Below are 18,010 nucleotides of genomic sequence, written 5' to 3' on the forward strand. Positions count from 1 at the left end.
CCACGTCGTCGGTGCTCGCGGTCACGGTGACTCCTCACTCGGGCATTACGGCGGCGCCTCTAGCATCCCAAACGCCCCGGCGCCGCCCCGTGGCGCGGTAGCCGTGTGTGATCTGCGACCGGATAGGGTTTGGGCGTGAGCGAGGACTGGCGGGAGCAGCGGGCCCGCGCGGTGGCGCACCACGGCGCCGAGCTCGAGCGCCGGCGCGAGGCCGAGGCCGAGCAGGCCAGGGCCCTGATCGCCGAGTTCGTGGCGGCCGCGCGCGCATCCGGCCCGGCGCCCGGGCCGCTGCGGGCGCGCTCCTACTCGGGGCGGTCCTACCGGACCTCGCTTCGGGGGTGGTATCTCAACCCCGCCCGGACCATCGCCATCTCGCAGACGGGGGAGTACTACTCCCTGCTCGTGCCCAGCTCGATGAAGGCCCTGGTCGCGGGGGCGGACCCGCAGCCGCAGCCGCCGCGCCTCATCGTCGGCGAGGGTGCCCGCGACGGCGAGTCGATGCCGCTCGCGGCCCTGCTGGAGCGGATCCTCAGTCAGTCCTGATGAATTCCGGCGGCACCTCGTCGGTCAGCCAGACGCCGTTGTCGGAGCGGTAGAACATGTGCCCGGCCCGGTGCATCGGCCCCGCCAGCACCGTGAGGATCACGATGGCGCCCCCGCGGCGGGCCCCGACGCGCCGCGCGGTCGCGGTGTCGGGGGAGAGGTGCACGTGGTGGCGGCCGCCGCGGTTGAGCCCGGTCGCCCGGATCGAGCCGAGCACCGCGGCGCTCGTGCCGTGGAAGAGCACCTCCGGCGGCTCCGCCTCGGCCAGCCCGAGTTCGACGGGGACCGAGTGGCCCTGGTTGGCCCGGATGCGCTCCACCCCGTCGTCGCCGACGGCCACGGCGAAGCGCTGCTTGTCGTTGCCCGCGACGACCTCGTCGAGCGTCGCGCGATCGATCCGCATCGCGGTGAGGAACTTCGTGACCGGCACCCAGCCGGCCGGGTCGAGCCTGATCCCGACGCGCGCGGGATCGTGGCGGAGTGCCTTGGACATCCGCTTACTGATCTTGACTAGTTGGCTGTATTCCATATCGCCCCCGATTCTGCGTCCCCGCCCGCCCGGAGGCCACGGCATTTTCCGCAGCGCGTCGAGGATCACCGCGACGGCCCGCCGGCGCGTGGCATCGTCGGCCGCCCACCGGGCCGCGGGCGAGGCGCCGGCCACCACCGCGATCACCTCGGCCGCGCCGACGTCGTCGCGCACCCCGCCGACCACCCGCGTCTGATCGCGGGCGTGGCCTGGGCCTTCGCCGACGTGCCCGGTGCACCCGCTGCCCGGCTGGCTCGCCGCCGCGGCCGGCCTGCTGGCCGTCGGCCTGATCCACGCCCGGACGTGACCCCGTGGGGCGAGCGCCGGTCAGGCCAGCCGGGCGCGTAGGTGCTGGCCCCGGGCCGCCGAGACCTGCGCCGCGACCGCGTCGCGGACCAGGCCGCTGCGGTGCCGTACGTGCCCGCCGGGCCCCTCGACCAGCAGGTGCGCGTGCACCAGCTGGTCGAGCGCACCCAGCACGTCGTCGAGCTCCAGGCCGCCGGCCGCGGCCACCTGCTCCACCCGCAGCGAGCCCAGCGCCGCCGTCAGCCGCAGCACGTCCCAGGCCGCGGGCGGCATCCACCGTGTGCGCTGCCGCGCCAGGTGCATCGCCACCTGCGCGGCCAGCTCCGGGCCCAGCTCGCGGGCCGCGGCCACCAGCGCCGGGATGCCGCCGCTGGCCTCCAGCACCTCCGGCGGGAGCTCGGTGCCGGTCAGCGGCGCGAGCCGGAGGACGAGGTCCGCGTCGAGCCCGCCGAGGGGGCGTTCGGCGATCGCGGAGGGGTACCGGTACGACACCACGATCCGCGCCCCGCGCTCCCGCAGCCAGTGCAGCTCCGCCACCGAGTCGACGTCGAGGTGCTCGGCGTCGTCGATGGCGATGACCGGCCGGACGCGGCCGCGGCGGCGCAGCGCCCCGGCGATGCCGTCCAGTTCCGCGGGTTGCAGGTGGCGCCGCCGGGCCATCGCGGCGTCGAGGACCTGGTCGGCCGGGGCGCCGAGCTGGTGCAGCACTGTGCGCAGCCAGCCCAGGCGCAGCGCCCCGCCGGCGCCGGGGCCACGGCCGAGCCCGACGACGTCGGGGTACAACTCCCGAAACCGCCCCAGCAGCGCCGACTTGCCGGCCCCGTAGGGTCCGGCCACGTGGATGACGTCCGGGCCCGCGGCGAGCGTCTCGAGCTCGGTGGTCCGCTCGGCGAACCCCGGGCGTTCCCTGACGACGGCGAGGTTGGCCGGCGCCTCGGGGCGGTTGGTCCTGCGCCGGTCGCCGCGACGCCGTTCGACACCGGGCGGGCCGCTGCCGATCCCGGCGAGCAGGGCGTCGCGCAGCGTGTCGGTCTCGGTGGACGGGCCGACCCCGAGATCGTCGCCGAGGGCGCGGCGGCACTGGTCGTACCAGCGGATCACCTCGTCCTTGCGGCCGTTCGCGGCGGCGGCGCGCATCAGGACGCGGAAGCCGCGCTCGGCGTACGGCTCCAGGCCGATCGCCTCCCGCCCCAGCCGCAGCGCCCGGCCCGGATCGCTCTGCGCGGCGCCCTCGGCCAGGTCCAGCAGTGCCCCGACCAGCACCGCCTTGACCTCGGCGCGGGCCGGCGCCGCCCAGTCGGCATACTCGTCCTCGGCGAAGGGCAGGTCACGGGCCAGCCGTACGATCTCCTCGCGCACGTCGGCCCGCGCCGGCTCGGCCTCGGCCACCCGGGCGGCGGCGCGCAGGTCGGCGAGGTCCAGCCGGGCCCGGTCGGTGGCGAACATGTAGCCGCCGGCCCGCGTCACGATGAACGACCGCGCGGTCGGCACCCCCGGCTGCAGCGCGCGCCGCAGCACCGACACGTAGTGCTCCAGCGCCGCCGCGTGGTTGCCGGGCAGTTCCTCGCCCCAGACCGCGTCGGCGAGCGCGTCCTTGGACTGCACCCGGTCGTGCCGGGCCGCCAGCACCCCGAGCACCTGCCGCGCCCGCCGGGGCAGGTCGTCCCCGGTCAGCCGCCGCCCATCCGCGTCAGCGGGGTCGACAACCTCGATACCCCCGAGCACCCGAACGTCCACGCCCGCCGCGATCGGCAGCCCCCACCGCGACCTGAGCCGTCCCCGTGGTGCACTTCAGGTTCACCACAGCGCAACGTCAGCGCCCTCTGGTTCCCTTCCGAAGATGAAGCCTCCGCCGCCCGATCATGCCGCCCCGGCGCTCCGCCTGGCCTGGCGCCTGCTGCTCGCCGCCGGGCTCGTCGCCGCGCTGGCCGCCGGGCTGATCACCACGCTCCTGTCCGTCGCCGCCTGAGTCGTTCGCTCAGCACAGCGGCAGGTCGGCCCGGGCCACGATCGGCCGCGGCGCCGTCATCCGCCACGCCTCCGTGATCAGGTCGGCGAGCTCGTCCTCGTGGGCCTTGCGCAACCGCACCTGCACCCACCCGATCCGCCCCGCCGTGTGGGCCTTCTTGTATGCCCGCGGGTCGTCCTCCACCAGCGCCGCCTGCTCCTCCCGCGTCGCCTTCACGAGCATGGTCCAGTCGTCCGCGCACAGATATGCGAACGCCTTGTCCCGCACCCGGAAGCCGAGGTGGTTGCCGTGCTGGCGCTGGTCGACCTCGGGCAGCACGAGAACCATCCGGAGCGCCTCGTCGACGCCCACCCCGCGTCCGATTCGCAATCCCATGACTCTGGTGTAACAGGCGGGTACGACACTTTTCCGGGGATCCGATTTTCCCCATTTGGCGACTTTGTCGATCTTTGCCGGCGGAACCGAATCGCCGCAGCTCACGGCGCTCGCGGCGAAAAACTGTCGGTGGGGGTCGCTATGGTGTCGGCCGTCGGGACCGATCACGAGGGGGACGACATGAGCGAGGACCGGTTCGTCACACCGGACGCGTGGCAGGGCGTCCTGCTGCCCCGCCGCGGCGGGACGCCGGTGGCCTACGAGCCCGGGCCGAAGGCCGCCGCGGTGGTGGCGAAGGCCCTCACGGCGATCCCGGATCTTCGCGAGTCGCTCACCCACCCCGGCACTGCCGAGGACATCACCGCGACCGGCGTCGCCCACCTCGAGGACCCGGCCGCGAGCACCCCGCTCGGCGCCGCCGCCGTCGCCGTCATCGCCGTCGGCCCGGCCACGCGGACCGACGCGAGGACCAGCGAGGCACTCGCCGACGACTGGGTCACCGCCCGGGGCCTGCCCTTCGCCGTCAGCGCCGCCGTCGAGCTGGTCGACCTGCGGTTCCACCAGGCCCGCGAGAACCGCTACGGCGAGGACGTCGGCCCCGCGCCGATCACCCGTCACGGCCGCGACCGGCCGCCCCAGCACATGCACGACGACGGCGTCACCCTCCTGCTCAACCGGCTGCGCACCGCGATGGCGGCCGCGCCCGAGCAGGAGTATGCGGCGGCCCGGTCGGCCCTGGCCGCGCTCCGGGCGGGTGACCTCGCCCCGCACCAGGCGGTCGTCGCCACGTTCCTCGCCCCGACCGAGGAGTCGTGGGTCAACCGGGACGTGGGCGCGTTCGCGGGGCGCCGGGGACACGAGTGGCTGGAGCTGCTGCTCACCTCCTGCATCACCAGGCCCGACCGGCTGCGCGCGCTGTTCACCGGCTACGTGCCCAACCACCTCACGAGCTCGCCGCCGTTTCTCTACACCCTCGCCGAGGGCCTCGGCGGCGACGGCCTGCCGGTCTACGAGGACCTGCTGACCTCCCAGGCGTCCTGGGGCGACGGCGTGCGCCTGCTGCTGTCATTGATCTCTGCCACGCCGTCCGACGCGGCCTTCCTCACGCTCGTCGAACGGGTCGACTCGAAGGCCGGTCTGGCCGCCCTGACCGATGCGGCCGCGCGCTTCCCGCGCCGGGCCATGCGCCTGCTCGCGACGGCCACCGGGTCCGGCTCCCGCGCGGTGGTCCTCGGCGAGCTGCTGCGCACCCAGATCGTCCGCCACCGCGAGCTCGCCGAGGAGGTCGCGGCCGAGCTGCCGGAGGCGGCCGCGCGCCGGATCACCTCCGTCGTAGCCCGGCTCGACGCGGTCGGCGTCGCCCCGCCCGAGGCGGTCCCGCCGCTGCTGGCCGCCCCGCCGTGGACCGCCGGCGGCAAGCCGCGCAAGCCCGTCGTCGTGGCCGGGCTCGCCTGCACCGACCCGGTCGCGCTGCACTGGGCGCCCGGCGAGCGGGAGGCGTGGCTGCGCGCCGGGCAGGGCTACCGCTCCTGGGGCCGCCGCGACTTCGACAGGCTCGCCGAGCAGATCCGGGCCGGACAGGCCCGATCCCACGACGAGACCGGGTTCTTCATGGCGGCGCCGGAGGCGCTGGCGGCCCCGCTGCTGCGGCAATGGCGGCCGAGCGACGCCTGGGGCGCGGAACACTGGCTCCCCGGGCTGGTGGCCCGGTTCGGGATCGCGGCGGGCCCGGTGGTGCTCGCCGTCGCCCCGCACAACGCGGCCGCCGCGGCGCTGGCCCTGCAGCCGTTCACCGGCCCGGAGGTCGCCCCGCTGATGGCCGACTGGCTCGGGCGGCTCAAATCGGTCCGGCCGACGGCGGCGGCGTGGCTGCGGCGGCACCCGGCGGCCGCCGCGCGCGGGCTGGTCCCGGCGGCGCTGGCCAAGCCCGGCCCCGCCCGGCGCTACGCGGAGCGGGCCCTGCACCTGCTCGCCGGCGAGGGGCACGCGGACGCGGTCCGGTCCGCCGCCGCGGGCTACGGTCCCGCGGCGGCCGAGGCGATCGGGGCGCTGCTGGACACCGACCCGGTGCAGGTGCTGCCGGCCAGGATGCCGGCCGTGCCCGACTGGGCCGATCCGGAGCTGCTGGCGCCGATCGCGCTCGCCGACGGCTCGGGCAGCCTGCCCCCGGGCCCCGCCGGGCACGTGCTGACGATGCTGGCGATGTCGCGGCTCGGCGAGCCGTATGCGGGGCTTGCCGTCGTCGCCGGCGCGGCCACCCGGGGCTCGCTCGCGCAGTTCGCTTGGTCGCTGTTCCAGCGCTGGCAGCTGGCCGGGTTCCCGTCGAAGGAGTCATGGGTCCTCGACGCCCTCGGGTTCTTCGGCGACGACGAGACCGTGCGGCGGCTCGCCCCGCTGATCCGGGCCTGGCCGGGGGAGGGCGGCCACGCCCGCGCGGTCGCCGGGCTCGACGTGCTCGCCGAGATCGGCAGCGACGTGGCGCTCATGCACCTGCACGGCATCGCGGAGACGGTGAAGTTCCGCGGCCTCAAGGAGCGGGCGCAGGAGAAGATCGGCGAGGTCGCCGACGCGCTGGGCCTCTCACCCGAGCAACTCGCCGACCGGCTCGTGCCGGACTTCGGCCTGGAGGCGGACGGGACGCTCGCGCTGGACTACGGGCCGCGCCGGTTCGTGGTGGGCTTCGACGAGCAGCTCAAGCCCTATGTCGCCGACGAGGACGGCAAGCGGCGCAAGGACCTGCCCAAGCCCGGGGCCAAGGACGACCCGCGGCTCGCCCCGGCCGCCGCGGCCCGGTTCGCCGCGCTCAAGAAGGACGTGCGGACCGTCGCCACCGACCAGCTGCGGCGGTTCGAATGCGCGATGGTGTGGCAGCGGCGGTGGAGCGCGGAGGAGTTCCGCCGGTTCATCGTCGAGCACCCGCTGGTCTGGCACGTGGCCCGGCGGCTGGTGTGGGCGGCGTATGACGACTCGGGGGCCGTGCTCGTCAGCCTCCGCGTCGCCGAGGACCGCTCGCTCGCCGGCGTCGACGACGAGCCCGCCGCGATCCCCGGCGGGGCCCTCGTCGGGGTCGCGCACCCGCTGCAGTTGGGCGCCGACGTCGACGCCTGGTCCGAGGTGTTCGCCGACTACGAGATCCTGCAGCCCTTCGAGCAGCTCTCCCGCGGCACCCACGCGCTGACGGCAGAGGAGCGGGCGGCCAGGGAGCTGAAGCGGCACTGGGGCGTGAAGGTGCCGGCGACGAAGGTGCTCGGGCTCGAGCGGCGCGGCTGGCGGCGGGCCTCGCCGCAGGACGCCGGCATCCAGCCGGCGATGGAGCGCGAGCTGCCCTCCGGCGCGACGCTCATGCTCGACCTCGACCCCGGCATCGTCGTCGGCGACGTGACCGTCTTCGGCGACCAGTCCCTCGGCACCGCCCACGTGCTGCCCGAGGACGGCCACAGCTGGAACCGGCGCAACGCCCTACCCCTGGGCACCGTCGACCCGGTGACGATGTCGGAGATCCTCCGGGACCTGCAGGAGGTCGTCCAGTGAGCCCGTCGGACGCGGTGCCCCGGCCGCCCGCCGACGGGCAGCGGCCGCTCGCCGACGAGTCGCGGCCGTCGGCTGAGGTGCAGCGGCCGCCGGCTGAGGTGCGATACGCCGACGAGCTGCGGCGGCTCGCCGAGACCGACACCGGGGAGCGGCCGCCGGGCTGGGCGCTGAGCCTGACCGCGGCGCGGCGGTTCATCGTCGGCGACCCGGCCGCCGGGATCAGCCGCAAGTTCGTCGGCAACCCCTCGCTCATCGACCGGGCGCTGGTCTGCCTGGCCACCAGTCGCGGGCTGATGCTCGTCGGCGAGCCCGGCACCGCCAAGTCGCTGCTGTCGGAGCTGCTCGCGGCGGCCGTCAGCGGGGTGTCGACGCTGACGATCCAGGGTGGCGCGGCGACGAGCGAGGACCAGATCAAGTACGGCTGGAACTATGCCCTCCTCGTCGCCGAGGGGCCCTCGACCCGGTCGTTGGTCGCGGCGCCGCTGCTGCGGGGCATGGCCGAGGGGCGGGTGGTGCGCTTCGAGGAGATCACCCGGTGCCCGCTGGAGGTCCAGGACTGCCTGCTGTCGCCGCTGTCCGACCGGGTCCTCGCGATCCCGGAGCTGACCGGCCCCGACTCGATGGTGTTCGCCCGCGACGGGTTCAACGTCATCGCCACCGCCAACACCCGCGACCGTGGCGTCAACGAGATGAGCGCCGCGCTCAAGCGGCGGTTCAACTTCGAGACGGTGTTCCCGATCCCCGACCTGGAGACGGAGCTCACCCTCGTCGAGGCCGAGGCCGCCGCGCTGCTGCGCCGCTCCGGGGTGACCGCGCCACCGCGGCGGGACGTCATGGAGATCCTGGTCACCACGTTCCGGGAGCTGCGCAGCGGGCGCACCGCGCGCGGCGACGCCATGGACCGGCTCTCGTCGGTGATGAGCACCGCCGAGGCCGTGTCGGTCGCCCACGCGGTCGGGCTGCGCGGCTGGTTCCTGCGCGGCGAGCCCGGCACCGTCGCCGACTTCGTCGCCTGCCTGGCCGGCACCGCCGCCAAGGACAGCCCCGAGGATCTCGCGAAGCTGCGACGATATCTGGAGCAGGCGGCCGGCCAGCGCGGCGGCGAGCAGTGGCGCGCCCTGCACGCCGCCCGGCACCAGCTGCTGGGCTGAGGTGCGCGATGCCGGCGACGTTCATCGGGGTACGCCACCACAGCCCCGCCTGCGCCCGCCTCGTCACCACGGCGATCGCCGCCCTGCGGCCCGCGCACGTGCTGGTCGAGGGCCCCGCGGACATGAACGACCGCATCGACGAGCTGCTGCTCGGCCACGACCTGCCGATCGCGGTGTTCAGCAGCTACCGCGACGAGGAGCGGCACGCGGGCTCGTGGACCCCGTTCTGCGCGTATTCGCCGGAGTGGGTCGCCCTGCACAGCGCCCGTGATGCCGGGGCCGAGGTCCGCTTCATCGACCTGCCCGCCTGGCACGGGGCCCTGGCCGGCCGCGAGAACCGCTACAGCGACGCCGAGGAGCGCTATGCCGAGGCGATCGACCGGCTGTGCGAGGCGTTCGCCGTCGACAACGTCGACACCCTGTGGGACCACCTCTTCGAGATCGACGTGGACGCCGCCGATTCCGCGCATGACGACGGCAACGCGGGCGGCGAGCGGCTGGCGGCCTACTTCGATCTGCTGCGCGGAGAATCGGAGGCGGGCGAGAGTGACCGGGTCCGCGAGCAGTACATGGCGCGGTGGGTGCGGGCGGCCGTGCGCGACGCGGGGGAGCGGCCCGTCGTCGTGGTCACCGGCGGCTTCCACCGGCCCGCGCTGATCCGCCTCGCCGCCCAGGACGGCGACGAGGACGCCGCGTGGCCGGAGGTGCCGCAGGTGCCCGCCGGCGCGGTCGGAGGCAGTTACCTGGTGCCGTATTCGTTCCGGCGGCTGGATGCCTTCGACGGATACCAGTCGGGGATGCCGTCGCCGGAGTACTACCAGCGGCTGTGGGAAAGCGGGCCGCGGCGCGCGGCCGAGGGGCTCGTCGCCGCCGTCGTCGAGCGGCTGCGGGCCCGGCGGCAGGTCGCCTCCACAGCCGATCTCATCGCGGCGCGGGCGTCCGCGGCCGGGCTGGCGATGGTGCGCGGGCACCGGCATCCCGCGCGGACCGACATTCTCGACGGGCTGGCCGCCGTGCTCGTGCAGGAGGCGCTGGACGAGCCGCTGCCGTGGGCGGGGCGGGGGCGGCTGCGGCCCGGCACGCATCCGGTCGTGGTGGAGATGGTCGCGGCGCTCAGCGGGGAGCGGGTCGGGCGGCTGCACAAGGCGACGCCGCTGCCGCCGCTCGTGCACGATGCCGCGGCCGCGCTCGAGCGCGAAGGGCTCGCGGGCGGCGGGCCGGTCGGCGTCGCGCTCACCACGGCGGACGGGCTGCGGCGCAGCCGGCTGCTGCATCGGCTGCGGGTGCTGGGGATACCGGGGATCGCGCGGCATCGGGGGCCGGCGACCGGGATTGACCCGGTGCTCGACGAGGAGTGGACCGTTGCCGAGCACGAGCATCGGCTGCCGGCGTTGATCGAGGCCGGGGCGTACGGGGCGACGGTCGAGCAGGCGGCGGCCGCGGCGATCGCCGAGCGGGCGGCGGCGGCCGGCGGGAACGTGGGGGCGCTGTCCGGGGTGCTGTTCGACGCGGCGCTGTGCGGGACCACCGGGCTGCCGGACCGGGTGCTGCGCGACCTCCGGCTCGGCATCGCCTCGGCGCGGGAGCTCGGGGAGCTGGGGCGGCTGCTTGGCGTACTGCTGGCGTTGTGGCGGCATGATCGGCTGCTCGGCACCGCCGGGAGCGCGGCGATCGGCGCGGTGATCGGGGCCTCGCACGATCGGGTGCTCTGGCTCGCCGAAGGAGTGCGGGGTGCGACCGCCGCGGCCGATCCGGGGCGGATCGACGCGATCGTCGCAGTGCGGGACACCGTGGTGCACGCGGGGGCGGCGCTCGGGCTCGACCGCGGCGCCGCGCTCGGGGCGATGGGGCGGATCGCGGCCGGTTCCGGTGCGCCGCCGGATCTGCGGGGCGCGGCGTTCGGGTTCGGGTGGGCGCTGGGGGCGCGGACCGACCCGGTGCGGGCGGTGCGCGGTGCCGGTGGGGCCGAGGCGCTCGGGGACTGGCTCGCCGGCCTGTTCGCCGTCGCCCGGGAGGAGGTCCTGCACGACGCCGGTGTGCTGGACCTGCTCGACGAGTTGGTCCGCGGGCTGCACGACGAGGACTTCCTGATCGCGTTGCCGGCGCTGCGGCAGGCGTTCGCGTACTTTCCGCCGCGGGAGCGGGAGACCATCGCCGGGCACGTCCTGGGCCGGCGGGGGTTGCCGGGGTCGGGGCGGGCACTGCTACGGATGCCGGCCGCCGATCCGCAGTTGACGGCTCGCGCGGCCGCGTTGGAGGCGCGCGTCGATGCCGCTCTGAGCGGTCAAGGACTCCTGCGTTGACGGCCGAACCCGATCCGGGGCTGCAGCGGTGGCGGCTCGTCCTCGGGGCGGCCGGGGAGCGGGCGCTCGGGGGCGGCGAGCTCGGGGCGCGTGAGCAGGGGCAGGACGCGGCGCTCGCGTGGTTGTACGGGCGGGACGAGGAGCAGCGGCGGCGCGGGGTGCGGCGCGACAGCCGGCACGGGGGCGACGGGCCGTCCATCCTGACGACCGTGGACTGGCTCGATCAGATCACGAAGCTGTTCCCCAAGGAGACCGTCGAGCGGCTCGAGCGCGACGCGGTGGAGCGGTACGAGATCCAGGATGTGGTCACCGATCCGGCGGTGCTGGCGCGCATCGAGCCGAACGAGACGCTGCTGCGGGCCGTGCTGCGCACCAAGCATCTGATGAATCCCGAGGTGCTGCGCCAGGCTCGGCGGATCGTCGAGGCGGTCGTGCGGCAGTTGACGCAGCGGCTCGCCACCGAGGTGCGGCGGGCGTTCACCGGGGCGCGGGCGCGCACGCCGAGCCGGTTCCGGCTGGCGCGGGACTTCGACGTGCGGCGGACGCTGCGCGGCAACCTCGGGCATTACCGGCCCGAGGAGCGCAAGGTGTACGTCGAGCGGGCGTACTTCTTCTCCCGCACCCGCCGGCACGTCGAGCGGTGGCAGGTGATCCTGCTGGTCGATCAGTCCGGGTCGATGGCCGGCTCGGTCATCCACTCCGCCGTCACCGCCGCCTGCCTGTGGGGGCTGCCGGGCGTCAGGACGCACCTGGTCACGTTCGACACGGCGGTCGCCGACCTGACCGCGGACGTCGACGATCCGGTGGAGCTGCTGATGAAGGTGCAGCTGGGCGGGGGCACGGACATCGGGCGGGCGGTGGCGTACGGCGCGCAGCTCATCGAGCAGCCCCGCCGCACCATCGTCGCGATCATCAGCGACTTCTACGAGGGAGGTGACCCGACGTATCTGGTACGGCAGGTCCGCGACCTCGTCGAGCAGGGCACGAAGGTGCTGTGCCTGGCGGCGCTGGACGAGCAGGCGGACCCCGCGTACGAGCCGGGGCTCGCCCAGCGGCTGGCCGACGTCGGGGCCGGGGTCGGCGCCATGACGCCGGGTGAGCTGGCCGCGTTCGTCGCCGAGCAGGTCGGCCGATGAGGGACGACGTCCTGGCGCTGACGGCCGACTCGCTGGCGGCGCTGACCAACCGGGGGCTGGTGAAGCGGGCGACCCGGGAGGTGGACAGCGCGCCGCCCGCGGTGACGGTCGAGGTCGACGGGACGCTGCGCGCGCAGTTCGCGGACGGGGCCGCGCCCGCCCTGCCGGTCGGCGGGCTGGACCGGGCGACGTGCACCTGCGGGGCGATCGGCGCGTGCCGCCATGTCGTCGGGCTCATCCTGGCCTACCAGCGAAGCGCCCCGCGAAGTGCGACCGCCCCGAGAAGCGCGACCGGCCAGCGTGGCGCGGACGGCCAGCGTGGCGCGGACGGCCAGCGTGGCGCGGACGGCCAGCGTGGCGCGGACGGCCAGCGTGGCGCGGACGGCCAGCGTGGCGCGGACGGCCAGCGTGGCGCGGATGGCCTGGGAAGCGCGACCACCCCGCGAAATGCGACCGGCCAGCGTGGTGCGGAGGGCCAGCGTGGTGCGGACGACCCGGGAAGCGCGGACGACCTGCGGAGCGCGGATGGCCTGCGGAGCTCGGAGGACCTGGGAAACGGTGACGACCCGCGAAGCGCTGAAGGCGGATCGGGCGGCGGGGATCGGACAACGGTGGAGCCGGAGGGATGGTCGCCCGGCGGGTTCAGCGATGAGCAGCTTGCCGAGCGGATCGGGGCGCGGATGCTGGCGGTGGCGCGGCGGGCTCGGAAGGTGGGGTACCGGGCCCGGGTGTGTCGGCCGGGCGCGGGCGATTCCGTGGCGCGTGTTGAGCTCGGGTCGGCGACGGTCCGGTTTCTGGTGCCGAACGATCTCGGGTTCGTGCACACGGATGCGGTGGCCGGGACGCGTGACGACGTGATCGCGCTGGCGGTGTGGGCGTTCCGGGTCGCCGACGAGACCGCGCCGGGACAGGCCGACGTCCAGGTTGACGTGGGGGTGGCGGCGGACGCTGCCGGGAACGGGGAGGCGGAGGCGCTGGAGGCCGCGGTCGGGCTTGCGGGCGAGGTGCTGCTCGGCGGGGCCGTGCACCTCGGGGCGGGGTTCGGGGGCGGGATCGAGGACGTGCGGCGGCGGCTCGACCGGGCCGGGCTGCGGTGGCCGCTGCTCGCGGTCGAGGGGCTGGCGGAGCAGTTGGAGGCGTACCGGGGGCGGGGGAGCGGGTACACGGCCGAGGCGCTCGCCGGGCTGATCGTGGAGGTGCACACGCGGGCGCGGGCGGCCCGGGGGCTCGGTGGCGCGGTGCGGGCGCGGGTGCTGGGGACCGGGGAGGCGGCCGAGACGCCGCTGCGGCGGGCGCGCCTGGACGGGCTCGGGTGCCGGGTCACTGCGGCCGGGAGCGCGGCGGCCGGCGACGAGCGGCGGGTCGTCGAGATCTTCCTCGCGCACGGGGACAGCGCCAACGTGCTGGTGCTGCGGCGGGCCTGGGGCGGGGACGAGCCGGGGGAGCGGCTCGGGCCGCGGCGGTTGGGCGGGTCGACCGTGGGACAGTTGGCCGCCGGACACGTGGTGACGGAGTCCGCGGTGCGCAGCGCCAGCCGCGCCGTACGGCTGACGACGAGCCGGGTGGCGAGGACGAGCGTCACCGCGTCGCGCGGGGACTGGGGGCGGCTCCCGGGGGCCCTCGTGGTCCGGGACCTGGTGGCGCTCGCCGGGGAGTTGGAGCGGCTGCCGCCGCGGGTCGTGCGGGCGAGGGTCGAGGCCGAGCGGGTGCGGGTGGTGGAGATCGCGGAGGTGCGCGGGGTCGCGTACTCGCCGGGGGACCAGCGCCTCGACGCCGTCATCGCCGACGCGCGAGGACACCCGGCGACCGTCTCGGCGACCCACACGGCCGCCGCCCCGGGTCGCCTCGACGCCATCGCCGCCGCCCTGGCCGCCATCGCCTCGGCCGCGACACCGGGCGCCGGGGCAACGTCGGGCTGCATGCCGCGGTCGGGTGAGGGGTCGCCGTTGGGCTGCACGCTGCGGTCGGGTGAAGGGTCGCCGTTGGGCTGCACGCTGCGGCCGGGCGAAGAGCCGCCGTCAGGCTCCACCGGGCAGGGGAGGGCGTATGTCAGCGGGGTGGTGCGGCGCGCCTGGGGCGGGATCGTGATCGAGCCGCTCGCGATCGCGGCCGGCGGGCGGGTCGTGGTGCCCGATCTGGCGGAGGCGGCCGGCGCGGGGCTGGGGCTCGCCCGGCAGGTCGATCGGGATCCGATCCGGATCGTGGTCGGCCGGGCGATGGGTGTGCTCGCCGAGGTGCCGCACCGGGGGCTGCGGCATCTGCCGCCCGGGTTCGGTGACCGGCTGCGCGAGGCGCGTGACGGTCTGCTCCGGGTCGGCCTGCACAAGGCGGCCGGGGCGGTCGAGGCCTTCCGGGGCGCGCTCGGGGGCGAGGCGGCGGCCGAGGCGTGGGTCTACGCGGGCCTGCGGATCATGGTCACGGCCGAGATGCTCTGATGAGAGGGAGGCGACGGGATGTCACCGTGGCGGTGCGCTGCGACGAAGTGGCCCCATCCGATTTGTCGAGGTCAGCAACGTAATTCAGCGATGAACTTCACGCGACGGTGCGGCGTCGGCGTGTCGGGGCCGCGAGGTGACTAGAGTCCAACGCCGGAACTTGAAGACCGAGCCTCAGGGGGTTGAGCATGGCCGACTCGTTCGTGCATCTCCACGTGCACACCGAGTACTCCATGCTTGACGGGGCCGCGCGCCTCAAGGAGATGTTCGCCGAGGCCAACCGGCTCGGGATGCCGGCGGTGGCGATCACCGACCACGGCAACATGCACGGGGCGTACGACTTCTACAAGCAGGCCAAGGCGGCGGGCGTCACGCCGATCCTCGGGGTCGAGGCCTACGTGGCGCCGGAGTCGCGCCTGACGAAGCAGCGCATCCGGTGGGGGCGGCCGGACCAGAAGGACGACGACGTGTCCGGCTCCGGCGGCTACACGCACAAGACGATCTGGGCGCGTAACCGGACCGGCCTGCACAACCTGTTCCGGCTCAACTCGCGGGCGTCGATCGAGGGTCACTTCGTGAAGTGGCCGCGCATGGACGCGGAGATCATCGCCGAGCACGCCGAGGGGCTGATGGCCACCACCGGGTGCCCGTCGGGCGAGGTTCAGACGCGGCTGCGGCTGGACCAGTTCGACGAGGCGCTCAAGGCTGCGGCGAAATACCAGGAGATCTTCGGCAAGGAGAACTACTTCCTCGAGGTCATGGACCACGGCCTCGACATCGAGAAGCGGGTCCGGGAGGGCCTGACCGAGATCTCGAAGCGGCTCAGCATCCCGCCGGTCGTCACCAACGACTCGCACTACACGCACCAGGCCCAGGCCGAGGCGCACGACGTGCTGCTGTGCGTGCAGACCGCGGCCAACATCAACGACCCCAACCGGTTCCGGTTCGGCGGGTCGGGGTACTACCTCAAGTCCGCGGACGAGATGCGCGCGGTGGACTCCTCCGAGCTGTGGCAGAACGGCTGCAAGAACACGCTGCTGGTGGCCGAGCGGGTCGACATCGACGGGATGTTCGAGTTCCGCAACCTGATGCCGCGCTTCCCGGTGCCGGAGGGGGAGACGGAGGAGTCGTTCTTCCGGGCCGAGGTCGCCCGCGGCATGGCGCGGCGCTTCCCCGGCGGCATCGACGAGGAGCACCAGAAGCAGGCCGACTACGAGGCCGACATGATCGTCAAGATGGGCTTCCCGGCGTACTTCCTGGTCGTGTCCGACTTCATCCTGTGGGCCAAGAACGAGGGCATCGCGGTCGGGCCCGGGCGTGGTTCGGCGGCCGGCAGCCTGGTGGCGTACGCCATGGGGATCACCGACCTCGATCCCCTGCCGCACGGCCTGATCTTCGAGCGGTTCCTCAACCCCGACCGTATCTCGATGCCCGACATCGACATCGACTTCGACGAGCGCCGGCGCGGCGACGTGATTCGCTACGTGACCGAGAAGTGGGGCGAGGACCGGGTCGCGCAGATCGCCACGTTCGGCACGATCAAGGCCAAGGCCGCGATCAAGGACTCGGCGCGGGTGCTGGGCTACCCGTTCGCGGTCGGCGACAAGATCACCAAGGCCATGCCGCCGGCGGTGATGGGCAAGGACATCCCGCTGTCGGGCATCTTCGACCCCAACCACCCGCGATACTCCGAGGCCGTCGAGTTCCGCGCGCTGTACGACAGCGACCCCGACGTCAAGAAGGTCGTCGAGACCGCCAAGGGCCTGGAGGGGCTGATCCGGCAGACCGGCGTGCACGCCGCCGGTGTGATCATGTCCGCGGAGCCGCTCATCGAGCACGTGCCGCTCATGCGCCGCGACGCCGACGGGGCGATCATCACGCAGTTCGACTACCCGACCTGCGAGACGCTCGGCCTGCTGAAGATGGACTTCCTGGGCCTGCGCAACCTGACGATCATCGACGACGCGGTGAAGAACATCAAGCGCCGCGGGATCGACCTCGACCTGCTCTCGCTGTCCCTGGACGACAAGCCCGCCTACGAGCTGCTGGCCCGCGGCGACACGCTCGGGGTGTTCCAGCTCGACGGCGGGCCGATGCGCTCGCTGCTGCGGCTGATGAAGCCGGACAACTTCGAGGACATCTCCGCGGTGCTGGCGCTGTACCGGCCCGGTCCGATGGGTGCCAACTCGCACACCAACTACGCGCTGCGCAAGAACGGGCAGCAGGAGATGATCCCGATCCACCCGGAGCTGGAGGAGCCGCTCGCCGAGATCCTCGGCCCGACGTACGGCCTGATCGTCTACCAGGAGCAGGTGCAGCGCGCCGCGCAGAAGCTGGCCGGATACACCCTCGGCCAGGCCGACCTGCTGCGCCGGGCCATGGGCAAGAAGAAGAAAGAGGTCCTGGAGAAGGAGTTCGTGCCGTTCCGCGACGGCATGCGCGGCAACGGCTACAGCGACGAGGCGATCCAGAAGCTCTGGGACGTGCTCGTGCCCTTCGCCGACTACGCGTTCAACAAGGCGCACACGGCCGGCTACGGGCTGGTGTCGTACTGGACGGCGTACCTCAAGGCGAACTACCCGGCCGAGTACATGGCCGCCCTGCTCACCAGCGTCGGCGACGACAAGGACAAGATGGCCATGTATCTGTCCGAGTGCCGGCGCATGGGCATCGAGGTGCAGCCGCCGGACGTCAACGAGTCCGCCGGCCCGTTCACCCCGGTCGGCAAGGACATCCGCTTCGGCCTGGCCGCCGTGCGCAACGTCGGCCACAACGTCGTCGACGCGATCGTGCGCTGCCGGCAGGGCGAGGGCGGGCCGTACAAGGACTTCGACGACTTCCTGTCCAAGGTCGACGCGGTCGCCTGCAACAAGAAGACCATTGAATCCCTGATCAAGGCCGGCGCGTTCGACTCGATGCAGCACCCGCGCCGGGGCCTGCTGGCCATCCACGCCGACGCCATCGACAACTACGCCGACCTCAAGAAGAACGAGGCCATCGGGCAGTTCGACCTGTTCGGCGACGCGTTCGGCACCGACGACTCCTCGAGCGGCGGCACGGCGATGGCGGTCCCGATTCCCCAGATCGAGTGGGACAAGCGCGAGCTGCTCACCTTCGAGCGGGAGATGCTCGGGCTGTACGTCTCCGACCATCCGCTCTTCGGCCTGGAGTCGGTGCTGGCGAAGGCGGCCGACACCGAGATCAGCCGGCTGTCGGAGGAGGGCGCGATCGCCGACGGCACGGTGGTCACCCTCGCCGGCATGCTCACCGGCGTCCAGCGGCGCATCACCAAGCAGGGCAAGCCGTGGGCCTCGGCGACACTGGAAGACCTCGGCGGCGCGGTCGAGGCGCTGTTCTTCCCCAACACGTACGAGCTGGTCGGGCAGTACATCGCCGAGGACGCGATCGTGGTCGTCAAGGGCCGGGTCGACCGGCGCGACGAGACGCCCCGGCTCATGGCGATGGACCTGTCGATCCCGGACGTGAGCACCGCCGACGAGAACAGGCCGGTCGTGCTCGCCCTGCCCGCGACCCGGTGCACGCCGCCGCTGGTCGACCGGCTCAAGGAGATCCTGGTCAACCACCCGGGCAAGGCCGAGGTGCACGTGAAGCTCAGCCACGGCTCGCGCACGACGCTGCTGCGCCTCGGGCCGTACCACGTCAACCCGACCACCGCCCTCAAGGGCGACCTGAAGGCGCTGCTGGGCCCGAACAGCTTCTCCTGAGCGACCA

General features: G+C 74.1%; 11 protein-coding genes. 8 read left to right on the plus strand and 3 right to left on the minus strand.

Features of this window, described 5'->3' with window-relative positions:
* Positions 1-135: 135 nt before the first annotated feature.
* Positions 136-543, plus strand: a complete 408-nt coding sequence (locus ACQPY0_RS13750; RefSeq protein ID WP_432988595.1) for a hypothetical protein — start codon at positions 136-138, stop codon at positions 541-543.
* Here ACQPY0_RS13750 and ACQPY0_RS13755 read toward each other — a convergent pair.
* On the minus strand, positions 530-1,246 hold the full coding sequence (locus ACQPY0_RS13755) for an RNA 2'-phosphotransferase (RefSeq protein WP_432988597.1): 717 nt from the start codon (positions 1,244-1,246) through the stop codon (positions 530-532). The two genes, ACQPY0_RS13750 and ACQPY0_RS13755, sit on opposite strands and share 14 nt — an antisense overlap.
* Positions 1,247-1,399: 153 nt before the next feature.
* Entirely contained in the window at positions 1,400-3,115 is a 1,716-nt protein-coding gene (locus tag ACQPY0_RS13760) for a BTAD domain-containing putative transcriptional regulator (protein WP_432988599.1), read from the minus strand.
* 103 nt (positions 3,116-3,218) lie between these two features.
* On the opposite strand from ACQPY0_RS13760, the gene ACQPY0_RS13765 reads away from it, so the two are divergent.
* Entirely contained in the window at positions 3,219-3,347 is a 129-nt protein-coding gene (locus tag ACQPY0_RS13765) for a hypothetical protein (protein WP_432988601.1), read from the plus strand.
* A 9-nt stretch (positions 3,348-3,356) separates the two neighbouring features.
* Here the strand turns inward: ACQPY0_RS13765 and ACQPY0_RS13770 are convergent, their stop codons facing one another.
* Positions 3,357-3,722, minus strand: a complete 366-nt coding sequence (locus ACQPY0_RS13770) for an MmcQ/YjbR family DNA-binding protein (RefSeq protein WP_432988603.1) — start codon at positions 3,720-3,722, stop codon at positions 3,357-3,359.
* A 180-nt stretch (positions 3,723-3,902) separates the two neighbouring features.
* Between ACQPY0_RS13770 and ACQPY0_RS13775 the strand changes: the two genes are divergently transcribed.
* The 6 genes from ACQPY0_RS13775 to dnaE all read left to right on the plus strand — a co-directional run bounded on the left by ACQPY0_RS13775 (position 3,903) and on the right by dnaE (position 18,003).
* Positions 3,903-7,253: a DUF4132 domain-containing protein gene (locus ACQPY0_RS13775; protein ID WP_432988605.1), complete on the plus strand. Its 3,351-nt coding sequence runs from the start codon at positions 3,903-3,905 to the stop codon at positions 7,251-7,253.
* Between the two features lie 77 nt (positions 7,254-7,330).
* Positions 7,331-8,404, plus strand: a complete 1,074-nt coding sequence (locus tag ACQPY0_RS13780) for an ATP-binding protein (protein WP_432995222.1) — start codon at positions 7,331-7,333, stop codon at positions 8,402-8,404.
* An 8-nt stretch (positions 8,405-8,412) separates the two neighbouring features.
* Entirely contained in the window at positions 8,413-10,707 is a 2,295-nt protein-coding gene (locus ACQPY0_RS13785) for a DUF5682 family protein (RefSeq protein ID WP_432988607.1), read from the plus strand.
* The gene (locus ACQPY0_RS13790) at positions 10,704-11,843 is read left to right on the plus strand and encodes a VWA domain-containing protein (RefSeq protein WP_432988609.1); all 1,140 of its coding nucleotides are present in this window, start codon (positions 10,704-10,706) and stop codon (positions 11,841-11,843) included. Before ACQPY0_RS13785 ends, ACQPY0_RS13790 begins: the two co-directional genes overlap by 4 nt.
* Positions 11,840-14,278 carry a hypothetical protein gene (locus ACQPY0_RS13795; protein ID WP_432988611.1) on the plus strand — a complete coding sequence of 813 codons (2,439 nt, stop codon included), beginning with the start codon at positions 11,840-11,842 and terminating at the stop codon, positions 14,276-14,278. The genes ACQPY0_RS13790 and ACQPY0_RS13795 overlap by 4 nt, the downstream gene beginning before the upstream one ends.
* 188 nt (positions 14,279-14,466) lie before the next feature.
* Positions 14,467-18,003: a DNA polymerase III subunit alpha gene (gene dnaE, locus ACQPY0_RS13800; protein WP_432988613.1), complete on the plus strand. Its 3,537-nt coding sequence runs from the start codon at positions 14,467-14,469 to the stop codon at positions 18,001-18,003.
* The last annotated feature ends 7 nt before the right edge of the window (positions 18,004-18,010 follow it).

It is taken from the genome of Dactylosporangium sp. CA-233914 (assembly GCF_050942935.1).
GTDB lineage: Bacteria > Actinomycetota > Actinomycetes > Mycobacteriales > Micromonosporaceae > Dactylosporangium.